Source organism: Ruegeria sp. (assembly GCF_965221235.1).
GTDB lineage: Bacteria > Pseudomonadota > Alphaproteobacteria > Rhodobacterales > Rhodobacteraceae > Ruegeria.
Genome location: NZ_CBDCRS010000004.1, coordinates 2816363 through 2833268, shown reverse-complemented (window position 1 = coordinate 2833268; position 16906 = coordinate 2816363). Strand labels below are relative to the sequence as shown.

Here is a 16906-nt window from a genome sequence, read left to right as displayed (position 1 = left end):
ACCAAAGAAGGACAGAAAACGTATGGCGACTGTATCGCCCGCTTCTGATTTTGCGCCTGTGGCGGCCTCGGCGGCCGCCCCTGCCCGCGTGCGCGACCCGCGATTGGATTTCTATCGCGGTATCGCGATGTTCATCATTCTGATCGCGCATATTCCGAACGATCCCTGGGCCAAATGGATTCCCGCGCGGTTCGGCTTTTCGGACGCAACTGAAATCTTCGTTTTCTGTTCGGGCATGGCTTCGGCCATCGCCTTTGGCGGCGCATTCGCGCGCAAAGGCTGGTGGATGGGCACGGCCCGTGTCTCCTTCCGTATCTGGCAGGTCTACTGGGCGCATATCTGTCTGTTCTTCTTTGTCGCCATGTCGATGGCGGCGCTGGATCAGACGGGTTTGTTCCAGAAAACATATATTTCTTCGCTGAACCTCCAGCACTTTTTCAACGATCCCGCACCGCAGATCGTTGGCCTGTTCACGCTGACCTATGTGCCCAACTACTTTGACATCCTACCGATGTATCTGGTGGTTCTGGCGATGATGCCGCTGTTCATGGGCCTGTCACGGATCGGGTTCTGGGCGGTTGCGCTGACCTCGGTCCTGATTTGGCTGGTGGCGCAATTCGACTACCTGGACCTTCCGGCTGAGCCGTGGTCAGACCGCCAGTGGTTCTTTAACCCGTTCGGCTGGCAACTTCTGTTCTTTACCGGCTTTGCGTTTATGCGCGGCTGGATTCCGGCCCCTCCGGTTTCGAAAACGCTGATCTGGGCAGCGGCGCTGTTCCTGATTTTCTCGATGCCGTTCGGGTCGTGGAAAGTGTTCACATGGATCAACGCGGCAGCGCCCGATCTGGCGGCCGAAATCCGCAAGGTCTGGCCGCTGACGGCAGAGTTCCGCAACAAGACCGATTTTGGCCTGTTCCGTTACCTGCACTTTCTCTCGCTGGCCTACCTGGGCTGGGTCGTCGCGGGTGAGCATGGCCACCGCCTGATTGCCACTGGTCAGGGTGCTGCGGCCAAAGTCTGGCAATTCCTGCTGACCGTGATCACCAAGGTCGGACAGCAATCGCTGGCAGTGTTCGTATTTTCCATGGCAGCAGCACGGCTTATCGGCGTCGGACTGGACCTGAGTGGGCGGGATGTTGCCAGTGTGTTCGTCGCCAACATGATTGGCTTTGCGATGATCATCGGCGTGGCCTATCTGGCCGGCTGGTTCAAGTCACAACCCTGGAAGTCGAAAAAATGAATTTCACACGTCGCGCATTTCTGGCCTCAACCTCGGCGCTTGCCTTCGCTCCGGCCACCTTTGCCACAGGCGGGGAAACCCCGTTCGACCGCAACGACGTGATTGCGCTGGCCCGTGATCTGGCCAGCCGCCCGTACGCCGAACGTGAGATGGTGCCGCAGGAATGGCAGGACCTGACCTATCAGCAATACCGCTCGATCCGGTTCCGCCTGGACCGCGCCCTGTGGTTTGAGACCGAGACCCCCTTTAACGTCGATTTCTTCACACCCGGCCTGTACTTCCCGCGCACTGTGAAAGTGGCAACGGTCGAGGACGGCATGGCCAAACCGGTCGCCTTCGATCTGTCGATGTTCGACAAATCCGAGGACGTGCCACAACTGCCCATCGACGACACGCTGGGTTTCTCGGGTCTGCGCCTGCGCACCGAGATGCACCGCCCCGGTGAGACCGACGAGTTCTGCGTCTGGCAGGGTGCGAGCTATTTCCGCGCCATTGGTTTGCATGAGGTTTATGGTCTGTCCGCTCGTGGTCTGGCCCTCAAGACCGGAGATCCGGATGGCGAGGAATTCCCCGAGTTCATCCGCTTTTGGCTGGAACGGCCCAAACCCGGCCAGCGCGACATGGTCGTCCACGCGCTGATGGACAGCCCCAGTGTAACCGGCGCGTACAAATTCAACGTCACCGCCGGTGCGGATTGTGTGATGGATATCGAGGCGACACTGTTCCCGCGCGAGGAACTGCCGCATGTGGGCATCGCGCCCGGCACATCAATGTTCCTGTTCGATCAGACCAACCACAGCCGGTTCGACGATTTCCGACCCGCCGTGCATGACAGCGACGGCCTGTTGATCCGCAACGGTGCCGGAGAGGTTCTGTGGCGACCGCTGGCGAACCCGACCCGATTGCAGATTTCTTCTTTCGTTGACATGAACCCGCGCGGCTTTGGCCTGATGCAGCGGAAACGGGAATTTTCGGACTACGCCGATCTTGAGGCGAATTACCACAAACGCCCCGGCCTATGGGTCGAACCCAATGGCGATTGGGGCAAAGGCACCGTAACACTGGTTGAAATTCCGGCGGATCAGGAAATCTATGACAATATCGTCGCCTATTGGCGCCCGGCTGAGCCTTATGCAGCCGGCAGTCAGGTCGATCTGTCTTACCGCCTGATCTGGGGCGAGGAACCGCAGCGCACCCCGATGCCGCGTGTGATCAACACGGCGATGGGTGACAACACCTTTGGTGAGGGGCGTCTGGCCGTCATCGACTTTGAAGCCTCAGACCTATTCGACGACCCTGAGGCGATGACCATATTTGTAAACTCGCCCCATGCCGAAACATCAGACGGCGTATTGCAACGCAACCCCGATACCGGCGGCCTGCGGCTGGCGTTTTCGTTCCAACCGGGCGAGCGCAATCACGTGGAACTGCGCGCGCAGTTGCTGAAGGACAAGCAGCCAGCCTCTGAGGTCTGGCTTTACCGTTGGACCGCATGAACCGGGATCTTCATATCATGCCGCCCGAGGCGCCTCTGGCCATGCCCGCGCAGGATTTCAGCGCAGGGTTCCGCGATGCGCAGGTGCCGGGTGGCACGCGTCCCTCGGCCGGGTTTTGGCGCGCTTTGGCGTTCTCGCCCGCTATGGCGGCCACGCTGGGCCTGCTGTGGGTGATGACCGACTGGTTCGGCGCGGAAGGGATCAATCTGATCGAGGCGATCCTGCTGGGGCTGATCTCATTCAACTTCTTCTGGATTTCTTTCACGGTCTGCACCGTGCTACTGGGCATGGTTTCCCTGTCACGGCAGGAAGCCCCCAAACGCGAGGGGCGTCCACAGCCGCTGCGCGTGGCCTTGCTGATGCCGGTCTACAACGAAGTGCCGTGGAACGTTCTGGGCAATGCCCGCTCGATGCTTGAGGACCTGCAGGCGCGGGGCGGTCAGCATCACTATGCGATGTTCATCCTGTCCGACACCCGTGACCCCGAGATCGCGGCGCAGGAGCAGGCCAGTATCGAGGCGCTGCGGACCACGCTCGCCCCCGGTCTGGAACTCTACTACCGCCGCCGCGAAGAAAACACCGACCGCAAAGTTGGCAACATCGCCGATTGGGTCAGCCGTTGGGGTGCCGACTGGGATGCGATGCTGGTGCTGGATGCCGACAGCCTGATGACCGGCCGCGCCATCACACGCCTCACGGATTCGCTGGCGCGTGACCCCGGTGCGGGCCTGATCCAGAGCTATCCGCAACTGATTGGGGCGCAATCTGTCTTTGCCCGGATGCAGCAGTTTGCCAACGGCGTCTACGGCATCGCTTTTGCCGAGGGACTGGCCCGGTGGTGCGGTCAGGAAGGCAACTATTGGGGTCACAACGCCATCATCCGCACGCGGGCCTTTGCCTCAAGCGCGGGTCTGCCCAAGCTGCGCGCTTTTAACGGTCAGGAAAAGCTGATCATGAGCCACGATTTCGTCGAGGCTGGTCTGCTGCGCCGTGCAGGTTGGGGCGTGCGGTTCCTGCCACGCATTCGTGGGTCGTACGAAGAAACTCCGCCCACGTTGATTGACCACGCCCTGCGTGACCGCCGCTGGTGTCAGGGCAACCTGCAACATCTGAAACTGCTCGGCTCGACCGGGTTCCGTGCCGTTTCGCGGTTCCATATGTTCCACGGAGCGGTGGGGTACCTTATGTCTCCGCTGTGGTTCGCGCTGCTGGTGATGTGGGCGCTGATCGGTCAGGGTGAGGACGCATCCGTTCTGCATTATTTCAGCCCTGATAACCCGCTGTTCCCGCAATGGCCCGAGATGTCGGAAACCCGGCACGTGCTGATCATTCTGGTGATGTACGCAATGCTGCTGGCCCCCAAGGTTCTGGGCGTTCTGGCCCTGCCCCTCAGCGGTGTGCGTTACGCGGATTTCGGCGGCGGCATCAAGTTTCTGACCTCGTTCCTGGCCGAGGTTATTCTGTCGATCCTTTACGCACCCATCCTGATGGTTCAGCAGATGATTGCGGTGTTCCGCACCGCTTTGGGCATTCAAAAGGGGTGGTCCCCGCAAGCGCGAGACGGCGGCACCTATGGCCTGAAGACGCTGGTCATGTGCCACACGCTGGAAACCATCAGCGGCATCGCGCTGAGCGTCGGTATCCTGTCGGGCCTCGTGTCGATCTGGCTGGCCCCAATTGCCATCAGCCTTGCGCTGGCAATCCCTTTGTCGGCGCTGAGCGGTGTCTCGGCAGGTGCGGCACGGCGCATGGTGGGGATGAAAGAGGACTTTCAGGAACCCGCCATCACCCGTTCAGCCCGGCGTCACCGGAATGAGCTGAAGCGCGTCATCGAGGGTAAAGGCGTGATGACCCCAGCCGAATGATCAGCCGCCTGGCAACCCCTCGTACCAATCCACCATCATGTCCGCCCAACCTTTGGGGACATTGTGGCCGCCCGGAAACAGCGCAAATTCCAGCGCGCTGCCTTCGGCGCATCCGCTCCAGTAACGGCGCATGAACGGGCCTGTGGTGGAAAAGCCGCTGGGCTTGGTGTCGGCACATTCATTGGCCACACGCCAGATTTCCAAACCGGCAAAGATATCGCCCTGATGGAACCGGCCACCGCCCAGAATACGCCCTTCCAGCGGTACCACATTGTCGGTCCAGCCATGGGTGTGGAACATCCGAACCGGGCCGTCGCACGCCTCGGGGTGAGGCCGCCAGAACCCACCGGACACTGGGACATAGGCCGAGAACGTGTCGGGCGCCGCGCAGGCGAGGTAATAAACCATAAACGCGCCCGCCGAGAAACCGCCTAAAACAACACGGTCCGAATCCACGCCAAACCGGTCCGAGGCATCCTGAACCGCCTCGGTCAGAAAGGCGGGTTCGTCCCGCCCTTCCCATCCGGGAAAAAAGTTCCAGCTTTGGCGGCCATTCCGTTCGGATCCTTCGGGGGCCATGACCGCATAGCCGCGCGCCAGCAACGGCTCGACCATGCTGCGGTTCTTCAACGTGCCAGTGGCTGAACCGCCGTAGCCATGCAGGAACACTACCAGCGGCGGGTTCTCAGCTTCGGGAAGTTCGATGTGGTAGCCGCCCGAAGCGGTCTCGCACATGCCTTCCTGATCGGCACAGGCAGCCATTGCCACAGGCCCCACCAAAGCGAATCCTGCCGCCAAGGTCATTTCACGGATCATTCCGTTCCCCCTTCCGTAATGGCCCTCTCCGTGTCAAGCGCTACATTGGCAACCGGGCGCGCCGCGAGACCGATTTGGTTTTCGCGGGGTCGGTCATATGCAGAGCACACAGGTGTCATGGCCCTGGTTCTCAGAAGATTATGTTCATCATGCTTGGCTTTCGTCTGTGCTGTTCCGCGCAACTGATATGTCTCCACCAGGCTCTGCCTTCCGTTCGTGGTCAACGCACAACGCCGTTGCTGTGGTTGCCGACTTGATACTTTGTCCAGTGCAGTCCCGAGTGCCTATCTTCACTACGTGCTCAACCCTGCAAGGGCTGGCGACCAGGGGGTCTCGTGCATCATCGGGGACCGCGTCCCGGTTGGGGACGCCGCTGGGCAGACGCTTTCAGGCGTCGCCGTTTGCTCCTTTTGCTCGTGTTACGTTCATCGTGTATTGCCTCGGTTTCTCAGGCAGCGCGCAGCGCCATCGCCTCTTCACGAATGGACCGGAAGTCGGTGTTGTCCATCCACATGCGGTGCAGGACCACGCCGATCCGCCGCGCCAACGCGACCTTAGCCTTCCGTCTGTTGCCGCACTTCTCAGCGAGTTGCTGCGCCCAGGTTTTCAACCAGTTCTCGCTTCCGCAGTTCAGCATGCTATTCGCCGCTTGGAAAAGTGCGCAGCGCAAACCGACATCCCCAGTCTTGGAGATTGCCCCTACAACAGAGCGCTCGCCGGACTCTTCCCGACTGGGCGTCAGTCCGACCCACGGGCCGATATCCTTCGATCTGCGGAACCGGGTCGGATCATCAATCGCCGCCCGGTAGGTCAGTGCGACAACCGGCCCGACCCCCGGCATGGTCATCAGCTTGCGGCATACCGGGTCCTTCATGGCCATGCTGCGTACCTGCCGCTCAAAGACAGCCAGTTGCTTGCGCAGTTCTGCCCGCGCCGCCAGGATCGGCAACGCCATCTGCTTCAGCATGTCATTGCCGTCGATCAATTCCCGGACCCGTTCTTCATAGCCCTTCTTGGAGATCTGCCCCATCTTCAATCCAAAGTTGCGCAGGATCCCACGCATGGAGAGTTCCATGGCAATGAGCGCTTTTTTCAGTGCGTTGCGCCCAGTCAGAACCGCGCGCGTCTCCTGGGCGGTGACCGACTTGCAATGCACCGCACTGAACCAGCCGAGCTGGAGCAAGTGCGCGATCCCCTCGGCGTCCCTCCTGTCGGTCTTAATGGGCATGGCGGACAGCGCCTTCTTCACCCTGTGGGTTTCCATCAGCACAACCTGGAACCCCGCATCGGCCAGAGCCTTGTGCAGCCACTGCGACAGCGGACCGGCCTCCATGCCGATCCCGGTGATCTCGTAGGGCAGGTTCTGCATGAAGGCGACAAACGCAGCCGGTTCGCTGTCTATCTTGGCCTCTTTGATGATTTTGCCGCCTTCGCCAAGAATGCAAATGGCCGAGCTTGCCAAGGACACGTCTACTCCGATAAAACACTCACGTCGTTGCTCCTGTTCGTATTCAGTTGCTGGGACGCCCCTCGGGGATGATCCCGTGGAGACGGACACGCCTCGCGTGTCTGGGGCAACGACACCGCATCTCCACGTCTGCAACAAGCGAAACGTTCGTGATTCGCGCCGGGGCCATTACGGTATCTTCACTGCGTCGAACCGGCAAGTCGGAACGTACCCATCCCGGACCGGCAGCCGACCCCAACATGCCCTCAGGCACGTCGAAGATGTTGGTGAACCCGGCCTCGGTCAACCGGTTGCTCAGGCGGGCCGAGCGAACCCCGCGCGCACAGATCAGCGCGACCGGCGCATTCTTGTCCCCATCCAATAGCTGTGCCAGCACCTGTTCAAAGTCATCGCGGCGCATATCCAGCGGTTGTGCCCCTTCGCCAATGCCAGTGGCCTGCCATTCCCGTGGCGTGCGAATATCGACCAGAAGGATATCGCCGGAGAGCGCTTGTCGGTGCGCTTCTTCAGCGTTGAGCTGACCCCCCGCGTAAACGGGTGGAATCAGGCGATACTCGCGAACGGCAAAGCCACCGACCACGGCTGCGCCTGCGCCCAGCAAAACCCATCTCCGGGTCCGTTTCAGCTTATCTGCCATCCGGCCCTCTCCTAACCTGACGCGACGCTTTTATCACAGCTCAGACATTAGCGCTGCGCCGAATTCCGGCGCACGGATCAAGTTCGCGTCATTTTTTCGCAGCCAAAACATCAGCCTTAGAACTGCGTGAAAATCTTGCAATAGCTGGACAGTCAGAAAATTATCCTTACAAAATTGGGACTACTTTTGACCGCCCAGACCGGAGTATCGCACTTGTCCCTATTCCTCATCGCGGCCCTTCCCTTCCTCGGAGCTGTTTTTCCAGCCCTTCTGATCCGGGCAGGACGAAACGCAGCAGCATCGGCCGCCGGGCTGACCACCTTTCTGGCCCTGATGGGGCTGCTGATCCACATCCCGTCCGTTATGCGCGGAGACGTCATCACCGCGCGGTTCGAGTGGATACCGGCGCTCGGCCTGAACGCGAATTTCATGCTGGACGGTCTTGGGTTTCTGTTTGCCCTTCTGATCCTTGGGATCGGCTTGCTGATCATCCTCTACGCACGGTTCTACCTGTCGCGCGAGGATCCGATGGGGCAGTTCTATACGTATCTGCTGCTGTTTCAGGGCGCAATGGTCGGGATCGTTCTGTCCGACAATATCCTTCTTCTGCTGATTTTCTGGGAGCTTACGTCGCTAAGCTCATTCTTGCTGATCGGCTATTGGAAACACCTACCCGAGGGCCGTCAGGGCGCGCGCATGGCTCTAGCCGTGACCGGTGGCGGCGGGTTGGCGATGATCGCGGGGATGCTGATCCTTGGCAATATTGTTGGCTCTTATGACCTAAGTGTCATTCTGCAAAACAAAGAGCTGATCCAAACGTCACCCTATTACATGCCCGCACTGATCCTGATCCTGCTGGGCGCTTTCACCAAGTCTGCACAGTTCCCGTTCCACTTCTGGCTGCCACACGCGATGGCCGCGCCAACGCCGGTTTCAGCCTATCTGCACTCGGCGACGATGGTGAAGGCCGGTCTGTTCCTGATGGCGCGGATGTGGCCGGTTCTGGCAGGGACCGATGCGTGGTTCTATATCGTCGCAACCACCGGTCTGGTGACGATGCTGATTGGCGCCTGCATTGCCCTGTTCAAGGACGACCTGAAGGCACTGCTGGCGTTTTCGACTGTCTCGCATCTGGGCCTTGTGACGATGCTGCTGGGCTTTGGCACCAAGTTCGCAGCCGTGGCTGCGGTGTTCCACATCATCAACCACGCAACTTTCAAGGCTGCACTGTTTATGACCGCCGGGATCGTGGATCACGAGACCGGAACCCGCGACATCAAACGTCTGGGTGGTCTGCGCCACCTGATGCCAATCACCTTTACAATCGGCACCATTGCGGCCCTGTCCATGGCGGGCCTGCCGCCTCTGAACGGTTTCCTGTCCAAAGAAATGATGCTCGAGGAGACAGTTCATACAACATGGCTGAACTCGCATTATCTGGTGCCGGGTCTGGCGCTGTTGGCGGCGCTGTTCTCGGCGGCGTATTCCTTCCGCTTCATCAGCCATGTTTTCCTTGGCCCGCAGCGCGAGGATTATCCGCATCACCCACATGACCCGCCTGTGGGTCTGTGGCTGGCCCCGGCCTTCCTGGTGGTGCTCGTAGTGCTGATCGGCCTCTACTCGGCGGCGATTGTCGGACCTTTGGTCGCGGTGGTTGCCAGCGCGGTGATTGGCGGAGAAAAGCTACCCTACTACTCGCTGAAACTCTGGCATGGCCTCACGCCCGCGCTGTACATGTCGGTTGTGGCAACGCTGGGAGGCCTGTTCCTGCTGGCCCTGCACCGCCGGGGTGAACAGTTGTGGAATGCCCTGCCCCGTCCCGAGGCCAAAGTGATCTTCGAAGCCGTGATTGGTGTTCTGACCGTGCTGAGCCGCTGGATCACCGATACGCTGCATAATGGCGTGATCAGCCGCTATGCGATCATCCTCGTCGCCTTCACTGTGGGGCTTGGTTACTACGCTTTCACAACCGGCACGATTGGTCCGGTGACACGAGAGCCTCTGCCCATTCAGATCATCCCCTTCATCGGTTGGATTTGCCTTGTGGGCGCGACGCTGGCGATCATGTGGTTCCACCGCAACCGCTTGCTCTCGCTGGTGCTAATTGGTGTCGTTGGCCTGATCGTCTCGATGGCGTTCAACTACCTCTCGGCCCCGGATCTGGCGCTGACGCAGATTTCGGTTGAGGTGGTGACGATGATCCTGCTGCTGTTGTCGCTGAACTTCCTGCCCACGGATACCCCATGGGACAGCAGCGCCGCGCGGCGCTGGCGCGACGCGGCGATCTCGGTCGTGGCTGGCCTTGGTACCGGAGCGCTGATCTATGCGCTGATGCTGCGTGACTTTGCCTTCCCGACGATCTCGGAATTCCATCTGGCGAACTCGTACAAAGGCGGCGGCGGCACCAACGTCGTGAACGTGATCCTCGTGGACTTCCGAGGCTTTGATACCTTCGGCGAGATCATTGTTCTGGGTATCGCCGCCCTGATCATCTTTGCCCTGACTGAAACCGTTCTGGGCACCGATGTCCGTGGCTATCTGCTGAACCGTAAACCACATTGGCCGCAATCGGGGGATTCACATCCACTGATGATGGTGGTCGCGACCCGCGTGATGATGCCGATTGCCTTGATGGTCGGTGCCTATATCTTCTTCCGCGGTCACAACCAGCCGGGCGGTGGCTTCATTGCCGGTCTGGTCGTCGCGATTGCGTTCCTGATGCAATATATGGCCAGTGGGTACACATGGGCCATTGAACGACAGAGGTTCTACTACCACGGCACCATCGGCTGGGGAGTTCTGATCGCTGCGGCCACCGGTCTGGGCGCGTGGTTCAACGAACGCCCGTTCCTGACCAGTGACTTCGGTTACATCAATTGGCCCCCGCTGGAAGAGTTCGAATGGGCCACGGCGATCCTGTTTGACACCGGAGTTTTCCTTGCCGTTCTGGGTGCTGTGATGCTGGCGCTGGACAGCTTGTCACGGTTTGCGTGGCAGCCGGGTATGGCGCAGGAATTCCCGATGGATATTAACCCGCTGCGGGACGACCTCAAAGAAGACGAAGAGAAGGAGCAGGCCTGATGGAAGCGCTCGTAGCCTCAGCCGTAGGCATCATGACCGCCGCCGGGATTTTCCTGATCCTGCGTCGCCGCACATTCCCGGTCATTCTGGGCCTGTCGCTGATCACATACGCGGTGAACGTGTTCCTGTTCGCCACCGGGCGGCTGGCGCTGGATGCGCCCGCCGTTCTGAACAAATACGAAGAGGTCGCTTATACCGACCCCCTACCGCAGGCGCTGGTGCTGACGGCCATTGTGATCTCATTCGGGATGACGGCGGTGATCGTGATGGTTGCCCTGTCGGCCTATCTGTCCTCGAAAGATGACCACATTGACATGACCCCGCAGGACAGCGTGGACGGCGCAGGAGAAGACGCATGAACCATTGGATCGTAGCGCCGATCGTCCTGCCCGCGATCCTGGCCCCGTTCATCATCATGGTCCTGCGATACCATCTGGACCTGCAACGCATCTTCTCGGTCGCAGGAGTGGTGGGTCTGTTGGGCATCGCCTTGACAATCACCGCGCAAGCGTCGGGCGGCGATATTCAGGTATATGAGCTGGGCAACTGGCCCGCCCCATTTGGCATTGTCATGGTTCTGGACCGTTTGTCTGCGATGATGGTGCTTCTAACGGCGCTGCTTGCCCTGCCCATTGTGCTTTACGCCATTGCGTCGGGCTGGGATGAACGGGGGAAACATTTCCACGCGCTGCTGCATTTCCAGCTTATGGGCGTGTGCGGAGCGTTTCTGACAGGCGACGCATTCAACCTGTTCGTGTTCTTCGAAGTACTGCTGATCGCATCCTACGGTCTGATGACTCACGGAGGTGGTTCTGTGCGGCTCAAGGCCGGGGTGCAGTACGTGGCCTATAACCTGATCGGCTCAACCCTGTTCCTGTTTGCGCTGGGTACGCTCTATGCCGTGACCGGCACGCTGAACATGGCGGATATGGCGGTGCGCGTTGCGGAATTGCCTGCCGACGACACTGCGCTGTTGCGTGTAGGGGCGGTGCTGCTGTTGCTGGTGTTCTGTATCAAGGCCGCCGTTCTGCCGCTGCATTTCTGGCTGCCCGCAAGCTATGCCAACGCGCCGCTACCCGTGGCTGCGCTGTTTGCGATCATGACCAAGGTTGGGGCCTATTCGATCCTGCGGATGTATACGCTGGGCTTCGGCCCCGAGGTTGAGGCCACGCAGGGCCTTATCGGCGACTGGCTGCAACCCGCCGCGCTGGTGACGCTGGCCGTCGGGGCCATCGGCATCCTCGGGACACAGCACATCGCCCGGATGGTGGCGTTTTGTGCCATCGCTTCGATGGGGACGCTGCTGATCGCTATTTCGCTGTTTACAGAAACCGCAACGGCGGCGGCGCTCTACTATATCTTCCACTCGACCCTTGCGACCGCGCTGCTGTTCCTTGTGGCCGATCTGGTGATGGAACGTCGGGGCGGTGCCATCGCCCCCACAGCGCCTATGCCGCAAAGCGGACTGATCTCGGCTCTGTTCTTTGTTGGTGCCATCGCGCTGGCGGGCATGCCGCCGTTGTCGGGCTTTATCGGCAAGCTGCTGGTGCTGGACGCGGCCCGTGACGCCCCGGATGCAAATGCGATCTGGGCTGTGATCCTGATTGGCTCTTTCGTCACGATCGTTGGACTGGCACGCGCCGGTACGCTGATCTTCTGGAAAAGCCACGACGCAGAGCACAACCCGCCCCCTACGGATGGCGACGACGAAGCCCCCGCCTTGCCCGCGCCCGAACCGTATCCGGGGCTGGCCTTTACCGCCGTCTTCGGCGCGGTTCTTGGCCTTGTGATGCTGACTCTGTTCGCAGGCCCTGCCCTGACCTACGCTGACAAAACGGCCGAACAGTTGTTCACACCCGACGACTATATCTCGGCCGTACTGGGAGGAGAGGAATGATAAAACTTCTGCACCGGATATTCCCGCACCCTCACCTGACCTTCCTGCTGACGGTGGTTTGGGTTCTGTTGGCCAATAACGGATCACTGAACTCGCTGGTCTTTGGCCTGCTTTTGGGAATTATCATTCCGTTCATCACGCAACCCTACTGGCCCGACCGCCCCAAACTGCGCAATTGGCCGATGGTGGTCGAATATATGCTCGTCGTGCTGTGGGATATCGTGATTGCAAACATCACCGTCGCGCGGATCATCCTGTTCAAACGCGACGCCGACCGCCAGCCCGGTTTTGTCTGCGTTCCGCTGGAACTGCGCACGCCCGAAGCGATCACTGTGCTGGCAGGCACCATCACCATGACCCCCGGCACGGTAAGCTGCGATCTGTCAGCACAAGGGCACAACCTTTTAGTTCACTGCCTGGACGCCCCCGACAGGGATGCCGTACGCGATCAGATCAAGCAACGTTATGAGCGCCGTCTGAAGGAGATTTTCGAATGATCGAAATTGCGATCTGGTTTGCCTTCGCCTGTTTCGGAGCGGCCATCATGCTGTGCCTGTATCGGATCATCTCAGCCGAGGGTGTCGGCACCCGCGTTCTGGCGCTGGATACGATGGTGATAAATACCATCGCGCTGATGATCCTGTATGGACTGGCGCTGGGGACCGAGATTTTCTTCGAGGCCGCCATGATCATCGCCATGCTCGGCTTTGTCTCAACCGTGGCCTATGCGCGCTTCATGCTGCGCGGCAACATCATCGAGTGAGGGCGGCATGACATTCCTGATTGAACTGCTGATCGCCTTCTTTCTGATCGTCTCGGGCATCTTCGGCTTTGTCGGCTCTTATGGCATGATCAAGCTGAAGGACCCGATGTCGCGCCTGCACGCACCCACTAAGGCGACCACGCTGGGCGTGGGTGGCGTGTTGCTGGCGTCGATTGCCCATTCGGTTTTGCTCGAGGGCAAACTGTCGCTGCATGAGCTTCTGATCACCCTGTTCCTGTTCCTGACAGCGCCGATCACGGCTCTGTTCATTGCCAAATGGCACATTCACCGTCATGAAAAACCCAGCGATCTGCCGGACGCGGGCGAAGATGAGCTTTGGGCCACGCACGCGGTCGAGCAGGTCGAAGACGTTCCAGACCACAGCAAGACCTGAGTTCCATGCACCACCCTCCGCTGCCCCTGACCCGTGATCTGGTTCTGATTGGCGGAGGACATACCCACGCGCTGGTGCTGCGGAAATGGGGCATGAACCCACTGCCCGGCGCGCGGGTGACGGTCATCAATCCCGGCCCCACCGCGCCTTATTCCGGTATGCTGCCCGGCTTTGTCGCCGGGCATTACGACCGCGCCGAGTTGGATATTGATCTTGTCCGTCTGGCCCGTTTTGCGGGCGCGCGCGTCATTCTTGGCCCGGTTGAGGGGATCGACCCGGACCGCCGTCAGGTTCATGTTCCAGGCCGCCCACCAGTGGCCTTCGACATCGCATCGGTGAACGTGGGGATCACGTCCGACATGCCCGCCCTGCCCGGCTTTGTCGAACACGCGGTTCCGGCCAAGCCGTTGGGGCCATTTGCTTCTAGTTGGGCCAAGTATCTGGACGGTTCCGGCCCCGCCTCGGTCGCGGTGATCGGTGGTGGTGTTGCCGGGGTTGAGGTAGTGATGGCGATGGCCCACGCCCTGCGCAGCAAAGGCCGTGCGGCGCAACTGACGCTCATCGACAGCGCTCAGGCCCTGACCGCGACGGGCGCAAAGGCTGCGGCGACCATCAGGCAGGCAATGACCGATCTGGGTGTGAACCTGATCGAACAGGCGTCCATCGCCTGCATCGAAAAGGATCACGTTGCTCTTGAAGATGGGCGCCAGATCCCAGCCACTTTCGTAACCGGGGCCGCCGGAGCCCGCCCCTATGATTGGATCGCCCAAACCGGGCTGGACCTGCACGACGGTTACATTCGTGTGAACGGGCATCTGCAATCCAGCGAACCGGCGATATTTGCCGCCGGGGATTGCGCGCATCTGGCCGACAACCCGCGCCCAAAGGCCGGAGTCTATGCTGTGCGTGAAGCCCCTGTTCTGTTCGATAACCTGCGCGCTGCGATGGGCGCAGGACGTATGCGGGTGTACCAGCCACAGAATGACTATCTGAAGCTGATCTCACTGGGTGAAAAATCTGCACTGGCCGAGCGGCTTGGCACTTCGTTCAGCGGGCCGTTGATGTGGAAATGGAAAAACCACATCGACCAGAGTTTCATGAACAAGTTTCGCGACTTGCCGCACATGAGGGCTCCGGCCCTGCCCCGCCATCACACCGCTGGCTTGCAGGAAGCGTTGGGCGAAAAGCCCATGTGCGGCGGCTGCGGAGCCAAGGTCGGGCGCGGTGCTTTGCAAGCCGCCCTTACGGATATGCCTGCGCCGAAGCGCGCCGATGTTACGCCTCTGCCCGGTGATGATGCCGCTCTGCTGATGACCGGCGGCCTACGGCAGGTGATGACGTCGGACCACCTGCGCGGAGTCACCGATGACCCGGTAATGATGACGCGCATCGCTGCCGTTCACGCCTTGGGGGATATCTGGGCCATGGGTGCCAGCCCGCAGGCGGCGACTGCCACGATCATCCTGCCGCGCATGTCCCCCACATTGCAGCATCGTACGCTGGCTGAGATCATGGCCACCGCGAGCGAGGTTATCCGCGAGGCGGGGGCCGAGATCGTCGGCGGCCATAGCTCGATGGGCGATGAAATGACGATAGGTTTCACGCTTACGGGCCTGTGCGACCGCGATCCGATCACGCTGTCTGGCGCACGTCCTGGCGATACCCTGATCCTGACGAAGCCTCTGGGCAGTGGAGTGCTGATGGCGGCCGAAATGGCTGGTCAGGCCGAGGGGCATTGGGTTGCCGACGCCTTGCGCCAGATGACCCAACCTCAGGGTGAGGCATCGCGGATACTGGCCGAGGCACATGCCATGACCGACGTGACCGGCTTTGGCCTTGCCGGACACCTGATGGGTATGTGCGAGGCCTCCGACTGCGGCGCAACTCTCGATCTGGACGCCATCCCACTGATGTCTGGCGCGAGAGAGTTGAGCACCCGGGCGGTGCGCTCCACGATTTTCGACGAAAATCGTTCCCTCGCACCGGACCTTCCGACAGGCGACAAGGCCGACCTGCTGTTCGACCCGCAAACCGCCGGAGGGTTGCTGGCCGCCGTCCCGGCCAATCAGGCGCAGGGATTGTGTGAGACGCTGCGCCATGTAGGCTACCCGGCAGTGATCATAGGACAGATCACTGACACACGGGGCCTGCGCCTTCAAAGCTGATCCAGAACTTGCTCGATCTGTGCCGCAGCCTTGCTCAAGCCCGCGTCGTCCAAAGTAGGTGCCTCAATCCGGGCAATGACGTCTGCAGCGCGCGCACGACGGGATTTGGCGTATGACGGGTCATAGTGCTGCTCCATCAACGCTCGCGTCAGTGCCGGTTTGTCTCCGGCATCAACCAAAGCGAGCCAGCCATCCACCACTTCGTGACCCCGATGCGCGCGCAAGGGCGACAACCGGTCCCGCAACCGATCCGCGTCAGACAGGATATCGTCATAAGCCGTCACCAGATAGGCCGTCCGCGCCTCGATAGAGGCCGATATTTGAATACGAGGCGCGGCGCATAATGCAGACCAGAGAGTTGGCGGCAGGATCAGTGAACCGATCTTGGACGACTCTGCCTCGACGACCACCGGGCGTGCCGGGTCCAGCTTGCACAGCTCGGCAGCCAGAGCGGACTCGAACGCTTTCTGACTGGGTTGCCCATCCGGCATCTCACCCAACAGCGACCCGCGGTGATTGGCCAGCCCTTCAAAATCCAGTACCTGAACGCCGCGCCCTTTCAGATGCGCCAGCAATTCAGTTTTTGCCGTTCCTGTGTAGCCATCCAACGCAAGTAAACGATGCGGCAAGGGATCGTCATAGAGGAAACGGTTCACCAGACGACGGTACGTGCGATAGCCGCCCTCGACCACCTCAGCCCGCCAGCCGATCTGTTGCAGCATCCAGGTGAACGACCCCGACCTCTGCCCCCCGCGCCAGCAATAGACCAGCGGCTTCCACCCACCTTCGTGATGCGACAGGCGGTGTTCGATATGATTGGCGGCATTGCGGAACACCAGCGCCGCGCCCAGTTTACGAGCCAAAAACGGGCTTTGCTGAACGTAGATCGTGCCGACCTCGGCCCTCTCGTCATTATTCAGAACCGGCAGGTTGATGGCGCCAGGCAAATGGTCCTCGGCATATTCCGCAGGACTGCGCACGTCGATCACAGTGTCGAAATCATGCGCATACAGGCTGGGCAGGTCAGTGAATTTCAAAGCCATGTCAATGATCTATCCCGCGCAAGGCGGCATGAAAAGCCCCC

At 60.5% G+C, this 16906-nt stretch carries 14 protein-coding genes; 10 read left to right on the top strand and 4 right to left on the bottom strand.

Features of this window, described 5'->3' with window-relative positions:
* The first annotated feature begins 22 nt into the window (after positions 1 to 22).
* Genes ACOQOY_RS17435 through mdoH form a run of 3 tightly spaced genes read left to right on the top strand, consistent with a single transcriptional unit; the run spans position 23 to position 4601 of the window.
* Entirely contained in the window at positions 23 to 1240 is a 1218-nt protein-coding gene (locus ACOQOY_RS17435; protein WP_420586614.1) for an OpgC family protein, read from the top strand.
* The gene (locus tag ACOQOY_RS17430) at positions 1237 to 2736 is read left to right on the top strand and encodes a glucan biosynthesis protein (RefSeq protein WP_420586613.1); all 1500 of its coding nucleotides are present in this window, start codon (positions 1237 to 1239) and stop codon (positions 2734 to 2736) included. The genes ACOQOY_RS17435 and ACOQOY_RS17430 overlap by 4 nt, the downstream gene beginning before the upstream one ends.
* Positions 2733 to 4601 carry a glucans biosynthesis glucosyltransferase MdoH gene (mdoH, locus tag ACOQOY_RS17425; protein WP_420586612.1) on the top strand — a complete coding sequence of 623 codons (1869 nt, stop codon included), beginning with the start codon at positions 2733 to 2735 and terminating at the stop codon, positions 4599 to 4601. The genes ACOQOY_RS17430 and mdoH overlap by 4 nt, the downstream gene beginning before the upstream one ends.
* Here mdoH and ACOQOY_RS17420 read toward each other — a convergent pair whose 3' ends face one another.
* The 3 genes from ACOQOY_RS17420 to ACOQOY_RS17410 form a co-directional block, all read right to left on the bottom strand.
* Positions 4602 to 5417, bottom strand: a complete 816-nt coding sequence (locus ACOQOY_RS17420) for an alpha/beta hydrolase family esterase (RefSeq protein ID WP_420586611.1) — start codon at positions 5415 to 5417, stop codon at positions 4602 to 4604.
* 448 nt (positions 5418 to 5865) lie between these two features.
* Complete coding sequence (locus ACOQOY_RS17415) at positions 5866 to 6897, bottom strand: IS110 family transposase (RefSeq protein ID WP_420587267.1); 1032 nt, start codon at positions 6895 to 6897, stop codon at positions 5866 to 5868.
* A 31-nt stretch (positions 6898 to 6928) separates the two neighbouring features.
* Entirely contained in the window at positions 6929 to 7522 is a 594-nt protein-coding gene (locus tag ACOQOY_RS17410) for a rhodanese-like domain-containing protein (RefSeq protein ID WP_420586610.1), read from the bottom strand.
* 213 nt (positions 7523 to 7735) lie between these two features.
* Between ACOQOY_RS17410 and ACOQOY_RS17405 the strand changes: the two genes are divergently transcribed.
* Genes ACOQOY_RS17405 through selD form a run of 7 tightly spaced genes read left to right on the top strand, consistent with a single transcriptional unit; the run spans position 7736 to position 15822 of the window.
* Positions 7736 to 10603, top strand: coding sequence for a monovalent cation/H+ antiporter subunit A (locus ACOQOY_RS17405; protein WP_420586609.1), 2868 nt, complete (start codon positions 7736 to 7738; stop codon positions 10601 to 10603).
* Positions 10603 to 10962 carry a Na+/H+ antiporter subunit C gene (locus ACOQOY_RS17400; RefSeq protein ID WP_420586608.1) on the top strand — a complete coding sequence of 120 codons (360 nt, stop codon included), beginning with the start codon at positions 10603 to 10605 and terminating at the stop codon, positions 10960 to 10962. Before ACOQOY_RS17405 ends, ACOQOY_RS17400 begins: the two co-directional genes overlap by 1 nt.
* A complete protein-coding gene (locus tag ACOQOY_RS17395) occupies positions 10959 to 12500 on the top strand; it encodes a monovalent cation/H+ antiporter subunit D (protein ID WP_420586607.1) in 1542 nt (513 codons plus the stop codon). The genes ACOQOY_RS17400 and ACOQOY_RS17395 overlap by 4 nt, the downstream gene beginning before the upstream one ends.
* Positions 12500 to 12997 carry a Na+/H+ antiporter subunit E gene (locus ACOQOY_RS17390; RefSeq protein WP_420587266.1) on the top strand — a complete coding sequence of 166 codons (498 nt, stop codon included), beginning with the start codon at positions 12500 to 12502 and terminating at the stop codon, positions 12995 to 12997. Before ACOQOY_RS17395 ends, ACOQOY_RS17390 begins: the two co-directional genes overlap by 1 nt.
* Positions 12994 to 13263, top strand: a complete 270-nt coding sequence (locus ACOQOY_RS17385) for a K+/H+ antiporter subunit F (protein ID WP_058282485.1) — start codon at positions 12994 to 12996, stop codon at positions 13261 to 13263. The genes ACOQOY_RS17390 and ACOQOY_RS17385 overlap by 4 nt, the downstream gene beginning before the upstream one ends.
* Before the next feature lie 7 nt (positions 13264 to 13270).
* Entirely contained in the window at positions 13271 to 13657 is a 387-nt protein-coding gene (locus tag ACOQOY_RS17380) for a Na+/H+ antiporter subunit G (protein WP_420586606.1), read from the top strand.
* Positions 13658 to 13662: 5 nt separating this feature from the next.
* Positions 13663 to 15822 (top strand): selenide, water dikinase SelD, encoded by a 2160-nt coding sequence (selD, locus tag ACOQOY_RS17375; protein ID WP_420586605.1) that lies wholly within the window; start codon positions 13663 to 13665, stop codon positions 15820 to 15822.
* Here the strand turns inward: selD and mnmH are convergent.
* Positions 15813 to 16865: a tRNA 2-selenouridine(34) synthase MnmH gene (mnmH, locus tag ACOQOY_RS17370; protein WP_420586604.1), complete on the bottom strand. Its 1053-nt coding sequence runs from the start codon at positions 16863 to 16865 to the stop codon at positions 15813 to 15815. The genes selD and mnmH overlap by 10 nt on opposite strands.
* Positions 16866 to 16906: the final 41 nt, after the last annotated feature.

Coding starts and splice junctions, on each gene's coding strand:
- ACOQOY_RS17395 (WP_420586607.1), top strand. CDS start 10,959: ATGAACCATTGGATCGTAGCGCCGATCGTCCTGCCCGCGATCCTGGCC.
- ACOQOY_RS17385 (WP_058282485.1), top strand. CDS start 12,994: ATGATCGAAATTGCGATCTGGTTTGCCTTCGCCTGTTTCGGAGCGGCC.
- mnmH (WP_420586604.1), bottom strand. CDS start 16,865: ATGGCTTTGAAATTCACTGACCTGCCCAGCCTGTATGCGCATGATTTC.
- ACOQOY_RS17380 (WP_420586606.1), top strand. CDS start 13,271: ATGACATTCCTGATTGAACTGCTGATCGCCTTCTTTCTGATCGTCTCG.
- ACOQOY_RS17410 (WP_420586610.1), bottom strand. CDS start 7,522: ATGGCAGATAAGCTGAAACGGACCCGGAGATGGGTTTTGCTGGGCGCA.
- mdoH (WP_420586612.1), top strand. CDS start 2,733: ATGAACCGGGATCTTCATATCATGCCGCCCGAGGCGCCTCTGGCCATG.
- ACOQOY_RS17420 (WP_420586611.1), bottom strand. CDS start 5,417: ATGATCCGTGAAATGACCTTGGCGGCAGGATTCGCTTTGGTGGGGCCT.
- ACOQOY_RS17435 (WP_420586614.1), top strand. CDS start 23: ATGGCGACTGTATCGCCCGCTTCTGATTTTGCGCCTGTGGCGGCCTCG.
- selD (WP_420586605.1), top strand. CDS start 13,663: ATGCACCACCCTCCGCTGCCCCTGACCCGTGATCTGGTTCTGATTGGC.
- ACOQOY_RS17400 (WP_420586608.1), top strand. CDS start 10,603: ATGGAAGCGCTCGTAGCCTCAGCCGTAGGCATCATGACCGCCGCCGGG.
- ACOQOY_RS17430 (WP_420586613.1), top strand. CDS start 1,237: ATGAATTTCACACGTCGCGCATTTCTGGCCTCAACCTCGGCGCTTGCC.